Genomic DNA, 6,206 nt, shown 5'->3' with positions numbered 1-6,206 from the left:
ACCGAGACCGGTCCGGACCAGTTGATCCCCTCGTTCCCCCACTCGAGCACAAGGGACGCCCCCTCATGACCGACTCCACGAAGCCCTGCGCCTCCGGCACCGGGACAGCCGAGGCCGACCTGTTGAGCTGGGACTTCATCCAGGACCCGTACCTGACCTACCACGAGATGCGCGCCGGGACGGGCCCTCGGCGGCTCGTCATCAAGACATTGAGCACAGGCCTGCGTTCATGGCTGGTCACCGAATACAGCGATGTGCGCCGGCTGCTGGCCGATCCCAGACTCTCGAAGGCGGCCGGGGGTGCCGCACCGATCATCGCCAAGCACAGCACGGAGGACGTCTCGGGCGCGGCGATCACGTCGGAGAGCATGCTGTTCAGCGATCCGCCGCAACACTCGCGGTTGCGCCGGATGTTCAGCAGGGCGTTCACGATGCGCCGGACACTCGATCTGCGGCCGCGCGTCGAGGAGCTCACCGACGAGCTGCTCGACGCGATCCCGACGGGAGCCGAGATCGACCTGGTGGAGTCGGTGGCGATGGCCATCCCCATCGCGGTGATCGGCGAGTTGCTCGGTGTACCTCGCGCCGCCCACCAGGATCTTCGCCGGTGGAACCGCGCGCTGACCAGTGTCGACTCGGAGCCGTCGGAGAAGTATCAGGCCTACATGGCGTCGCTCGAGTACTTCCGGACCCTGGTGGCCCAGAAGGCGAGCAGTCATGACGGCGCGGACGACCTGATCAACGCGATGATCGATCCGGACAACGAGGAGCGGTTCGAAGAGTCCGAGCTGCTTTCCACCATCTTCCTGATGATGAACGCGGGGTACGAGACCACCGCCAACCTGATCAGCAGCTCGGTGTACGCCCTGCTGAAGTATCCCGAACAGTTGGAGCTGTTGCGCGGGGATGCCACCCTCATACCGAACGCAGTGGAAGAATTCTTGCGGTATGAAAGCCCGTTGAACCTTTCTACATTGCGCTACACTACCGAACCGGTGGAGGTCGGTGATACTGTTATTCCCGCCGGCGAGGTCGTGTTCCTGGCGCTGTCCTCGGCGAATCGGGACCCGAATCGGTTCGCGGAGCCGGACCGGCTGGACATTCGCCGTAATGCTGCTACACACCTGGCCTTCGGGCACGGTATCCATCATTGTGTCGGTGCGCCGCTGGCACGACTCGAGGGCGAAATCGTGCTGGCCCGGCTGTTGGACAGGTTCTCCCACTGGGAGGCGGCCGAGCCACTGGAACGACTCACCTGGCGTTACACCCTGCAGTTCCGTGGTTTGGAGCGGCTACCGGTCAGGTTGCACGCATGACCGATGAGCACCGTCAACGACGAGAACGGAGCGGAACCATGTCAGCAGAAGTGATCGACCGGTTCTTCAAGAGCTCGGGGGCCGGCGACATCGAGACCGCCGTCGAATGTTTCGCCGATGACGGGCAGTGGATCACGCCCGACGGAGACGGACTCGGAACGGTCCACACCAAGGATCAGATCGGCGATCTGATCACCAGCATGAACGCGATGCGCGAAAAGATGATCGCCTCTGGGGTCGACGGAAAGTTCGAATCGCCGATCATGTTCGGTGAGAACATGGGGCTGGTTCGGTGGACCGTGGAGACCGATGACGGAAAGGTGGTCAATCGTGGTGTCGACCTCTTCATCCTGAGCGACGGGAAGATCGTGCTCAAGGACGTCTACCGCAAGGTCTGAACTACTCGGTCAAGAAAGGGTCCAACCGTGCTCAACAGCTACGAGGAACTGGTCGAGACGACGATCAGCGCCACCACTGACATCGAGGACTTCCAGAACATCCAGGTCGGCCAGGGTGGTACCTACGAGCACGCCCTGTTCACCAGGTCCGGTGAAAAAGTGGCCACCACCTCGGGTGGCTACAAGATTCTCTATCAGCGAGAATCCGACAACCAGTTCATGGCTTACCTGACCAACGAAGTCGTCTTCGAGGACGGATCCGGAACGATCCGGGTTGCCGGTTGGATCGACCTCGGGTCACTCCTGTCGGGGGACTGGGCCTACTACCCGAGTGTGGGTACCAGTGGCCGGTACCTCGGCCAGACGGGTTTCATGGCTTGGCGTCCTTACGATCTCGGTAAGGTCGAAGGGGCCGACGTGAAACTGATCATGTTCGCCGCTGCCGAGTGAACGATCCGAATCGAGCATCCTTGTTTTCTTTGACGTGGAGGTCGAGAATTGAGCCGGGTCGCCGGGAAAGTCGCATTGGTTACTGGCGCTGCGCGTGGAATGGGACGTTCGCATGCGGTGCGACTTGCCCAGGAAGGGGCAGACATCGTAGCTGTTGACCTGTGCGCGGACCTCGAAACCACGCCGTATCCAGGGGCGAACAGTGAGGATCTTGCCTCGACGACGCAACTGGTCGAACAGCTGGGCCGGCGGATCCTCGCCCGCCGGGCGGATACGCGCAACTTCGAGGAACTGCAGGGTGTCGTCGATGAGGCGATAGCCGAGTTCGGTCATATCGACGTCGTGTGCGCAAATGCTGGAATATCCAGCTTCGGGTTCTCGTGGGAACTTTCCGACGAAGCCTGGCAGGAAATTATTGACGTCAATCTGACGGGATCGTGGAAAACCGTCAAAGCGGTGATTCCCCACATGATCGAACGGAACGAGGGCGGATCACTGGTCTTCGTCAGCTCGACAGCGGGGTTGATCGGCGTGCCGACCATGTCGCACTACACCGCATCCAAGCACGGCGTGGTCGGGTTGATGCGTGCCTTGGCAGCAGAGCTGGCACCGCACAACATACGCGTGAATTCGGTCAATCCGGGAAATATCGACACGCCGATGGTCAACAATGCTCCGATGCGAAAACTCTTCCTGCCCGGAGTCTCCGATCCGACACCGGAGGCTGCAAACGATGTGATGAAGGAGATGAGCGCGTTGCCCGTCGGCTGGCTGGACTCGCGGGGGGTCAGCGACGCCGTGCTCTATCTGGCGTCGGACGAGGCACGTCACATTACCGGAATCACCCTTCCCGTGGATGCCGGAATGATGCTTCCCAACAAAATTCGATAGGAGCTGGTGCCGGTTCACGAAAAAGACGTCGCTCATCGATCAACCGAAGTCCTGTCAGCGCCCCAGGCGCGAACAAGTTACCGGAGGCTTCCCGTGGTGACGGAGAACGCATTCTCTCGCATGGTCGATCGACTCGACATCATTGAGCTGACGGCCAAGTATGCGTATCGGCTCGACACTCGCCAGTTCGATTCTTTGATGGAGCTGTGGAGCGACGTCGGCCCGGTTTTCGACGAAGAAGAGTTCGGACTGGGAAGGTTCACCGGGAAGGACGAGATCCGGCATCACTTCGAAGTCGATATTTACGGGCAGATGGAGAACCTCTGCCATCTGACGGCCAATCATGTCATCAATGAGATTCACGAATCCCGAGCGTCCGGTAACTGCCATGTCTTCGCCCAGGGCGATGTGCGGGCCGGCGGGATCTCACGGGCCACCGCGTACTACAAGGATGAATACGTTCGCGAGGACGGGATCTGGAAGTTCGCCAGCCGCAAAGTGATCCCGTTGACCAGGCCGGAAGTCGGTACCTTCGAATTCCCGGCAGGGCGGAGCCCATTCGATCAGTAGACCGGACAGCTACGCCCTGAGGCCGCCGTCACGCGTCGGATCGCAGGACTCCCCGCGGCCGGTGCCGACCACCTGGCTGTGCGTCGATTGCTTCGGATTCCCGTTCTCGGCGACCAGCGGTGTTGCCGGTCGCGCAGCCTGAGAAAGAAGGAACGTGCACGCATCAACCACGAGTGGCGGATCCTGGATCAGGCCGCTGCGAAGCTCGGCTCGGCGCGGTCGAGTACATCTCGTATGCTTTCCGTTCGCGGGCGGTTCGGCAGGGTATTTTCACTCGCTGGCAAAATCGCTCGAACCGGACATCTTGGTGCTCGGAGTCCAGTATCCAGGGCGACAGGACCGTCGTCACGAGCCTTTGATCGAGGACATTGGTCAGCTCGCCGATGAGATTTGTGAGGCGCTGATCCCGTGGGAAACGCAGCCACTCGCATTCTTCGGTCACAGCATGGGTGCGGTGGTGGCGTTCGAGGTGGCGCGTCGCTTCCAGCGAGATGATCGACGCGCGCCGCTCGCATTGTTCGCGTCCGGGCGCCGCGCCCCGTCGCGTCATCGTGATGAGGATTCTCATGCGGCCGATGACGACAGCATCATCGCCAACCTCCGATCGCTGGGTGGCACGGACCCGGCTCTTCTCGAAGACGACGAGATGAGACGCGTGATCCTTCCCGTGATCCGTGGCGATTATCGGGCCGTCGAGACGTATCGTGCGCCGACAACAGAGACGACGTTGAACGTGCCGATCATGGCAATAACGGGCGATCGCGATCCGAGCGTGTCGCTCGAGGAGGCAAGTGCTTGGCGAGAACACGCAGCCGGATCCTTCGAGATCAAGGTCCTGACCGGAGGTCATTTCTTCATACACGAGCACATCGCCGAGATAGCCGACTGCGTGAGGCGTGTGCTCTTCGGCTTCCGTTCCGAACGAGGCATCACGGCGGAACGCCAGGGTCTGTTCAGCGACGAACCGGAAGAGGGTGCGGCCATGGACGCCGGCCTTGAAGTGAGCTGCCCGATGTGCGGAGGTCTCATCGAGGCGACTGACAAGGATGAGCTCATCCGCTTGTCCCAGCTGCACACTCTTGATGCCCACTGCTACAACGTTCCCGCTGAACACGTGTTGGCCGCAATGACGCCCGGTGATATCGATCCCGGCCAGGGAGAGGACGTCCGATGAACTCCGCAGTGACGGAATGTCCCACCGTGGACTTGAACATGCTTGATCCAGACTTCGTGCAGGACCCCTATGAGACCATGGCCGCATGGCGAGCTTTGGGGCCGGTTGTCTACAACTCCCACCACGATCAGTACATGATCATGTCGCATCACAACTGCGCGCGAGTGCTTGGTGACATCCGCCATTTCAACTCGGCGAACGTGCTCCCGGAGATGGAGAAAGCGTTCGGCGGACCGACTTTTCTCGGCACCGATGGTGCACGGCATCAGAGGGTCCGCGGAATCTGGGAGCCAGGATTCGAGCGCAGGGCTGTCGAGGCCGAGTGGGCGGCGCGGATACAGCGAGTTGTGGACGTATACGTGGATCGTTTCGTCGAACGCCTTCGCTCCGGCGAATCTCTCGACGCTCTCGCGGAGATGACGCGGATCATTCCCACTGTTGTCACTGCCCAGTTGCTGGGCGTCGAAGAGGACGTGTACGACGACTTCATCAAATGGAGTGACGCAACGGCGGCGGTTCTCGGCGCGCGGCTGGACCCGACTCCGAGGGGGCAAGAGATTGTCGCCGAGGGCGCTGCGGCAGCAGTTGCTTTGAACTCGTACATCGGCGGCCTCATCGAAAGGCACCGTGCGCTGGGGGTGTCTGATGGATCGCTCATGGGCCAGATGGTGTTCGACGATTTCGCGCCGTCCATGCCTGATCGGGAAATATTGGCCAACGGGACGATGCTGACGGTTGCGGCGAATGAGAGTACCGCACAGGTGATGGCGATGATGTTGTACGCGCTGGGACGCCATCCTGACCAACGTCGCGCGCTGGTCGCCGACAGGTCGCTCGTTCCCGCCGCACTCGAGGAGGTCCACCGTTGGTCGACTCTCACGCAATCGGTCTTGCGCTTCGCCTGTAGCGACGAGTCGCAGGTCGAGGGCTTTACGATCCCCGAGGGTTCCTCGGTCGTGGCTCTTCTGGGATGCGCGAATCGCGATCCCGCTCGCTGGGACAACCCGGACTCCTTCGACATCTTCCGTCTCCGTAAAGCACATATCGGATTTGGTTTCGGGCCTCACATCTGCCTTGGAATTCATATGGCTCGGATGGAGATGCATATTTGGTTGAATCGGCTGCTGGACGAGTTGCCGGAGTACGAGATCGCGGGCGATATTGAATTCGGCCCCGACTTCACGCTGCGGGGCCTCCGGGGGATCCCGGTCAAAGCGGCATGATTGATCTTCGGAGAACGGCGATCTGTCCCATCGGCCGGCCAGGGGCCCCTGCTTCCAGTACGCCGGCCGTAGTTCGTCGTGCGCGTGCGAGGGTGGCCACCACCTGGCGTTGGTAGTGGCTGATCCTGGCGCGGTGTTGGTGGCGTCGTCGCCGGCGTGACCAGGACTGGGGGCAAGCTCGGCG

At 61.3% G+C, this 6,206-nt stretch carries 7 protein-coding genes; all 7 read left to right on the top strand.

The features are described from left to right. The first annotated feature begins 65 nt into the window (after nucleotides 1-65). Nucleotides 66-1,316: a cytochrome P450 family protein gene (locus SCATT_RS00620; RefSeq protein WP_014140912.1), complete on the top strand. Its 1,251-nt coding sequence runs from the start codon at nucleotides 66-68 to the stop codon at nucleotides 1,314-1,316. Beyond that, on the top strand, nucleotides 1,313-1,714 hold the full coding sequence (locus SCATT_RS00615) for a nuclear transport factor 2 family protein (protein ID WP_014627233.1): 402 nt from the start codon (nucleotides 1,313-1,315) through the stop codon (nucleotides 1,712-1,714). The genes SCATT_RS00620 and SCATT_RS00615 overlap by 4 nt, the downstream gene beginning before the upstream one ends. Before the next feature lie 27 nt (nucleotides 1,715-1,741). Further along, a complete protein-coding gene (locus tag SCATT_RS00610; RefSeq protein ID WP_014140910.1) occupies nucleotides 1,742-2,164 on the top strand; it encodes an allene oxide cyclase barrel-like domain-containing protein in 423 nt (140 codons plus the stop codon). A gap of 48 nt (nucleotides 2,165-2,212) precedes the next feature. Further along, nucleotides 2,213-3,055, top strand: coding sequence for a mycofactocin-coupled SDR family oxidoreductase (locus SCATT_RS00605; RefSeq protein ID WP_014140909.1), 843 nt, complete (start codon nucleotides 2,213-2,215; stop codon nucleotides 3,053-3,055). A gap of 96 nt (nucleotides 3,056-3,151) precedes the next feature. After that, the gene (locus SCATT_RS00600; protein ID WP_157894797.1) at nucleotides 3,152-3,625 is read left to right on the top strand and encodes a nuclear transport factor 2 family protein; all 474 of its coding nucleotides are present in this window, start codon (nucleotides 3,152-3,154) and stop codon (nucleotides 3,623-3,625) included. Nucleotides 3,626-3,779: 154 nt separating this feature from the next. Further along, on the top strand, nucleotides 3,780-4,799 hold the full coding sequence (locus SCATT_RS00595; RefSeq protein WP_014140907.1) for a thioesterase II family protein: 1,020 nt from the start codon (nucleotides 3,780-3,782) through the stop codon (nucleotides 4,797-4,799). Further along, the gene (locus SCATT_RS00590) at nucleotides 4,796-6,022 is read left to right on the top strand and encodes a cytochrome P450 (protein ID WP_014627229.1); all 1,227 of its coding nucleotides are present in this window, start codon (nucleotides 4,796-4,798) and stop codon (nucleotides 6,020-6,022) included. Before SCATT_RS00595 ends, SCATT_RS00590 begins: the two co-directional genes overlap by 4 nt. Nucleotides 6,023-6,206: the final 184 nt, after the last annotated feature.

Source organism: Streptantibioticus cattleyicolor NRRL 8057 = DSM 46488, assembly GCF_000240165.1.
GTDB classification, from domain to species: domain Bacteria; phylum Actinomycetota; class Actinomycetes; order Streptomycetales; family Streptomycetaceae; genus Streptantibioticus; species Streptantibioticus cattleyicolor.
This window is presented reverse-complemented; position numbering and strand designations above follow the sequence as displayed.

Coding starts and splice junctions, on each gene's coding strand:
- SCATT_RS00620 (WP_014140912.1), top strand. CDS start 66: ATGACCGACTCCACGAAGCCCTGCGCCTCCGGCACCGGGACAGCCGAG.
- SCATT_RS00615 (WP_014627233.1), top strand. CDS start 1,313: ATGACCGATGAGCACCGTCAACGACGAGAACGGAGCGGAACCATGTCA.
- SCATT_RS00590 (WP_014627229.1), top strand. CDS start 4,796: ATGAACTCCGCAGTGACGGAATGTCCCACCGTGGACTTGAACATGCTT.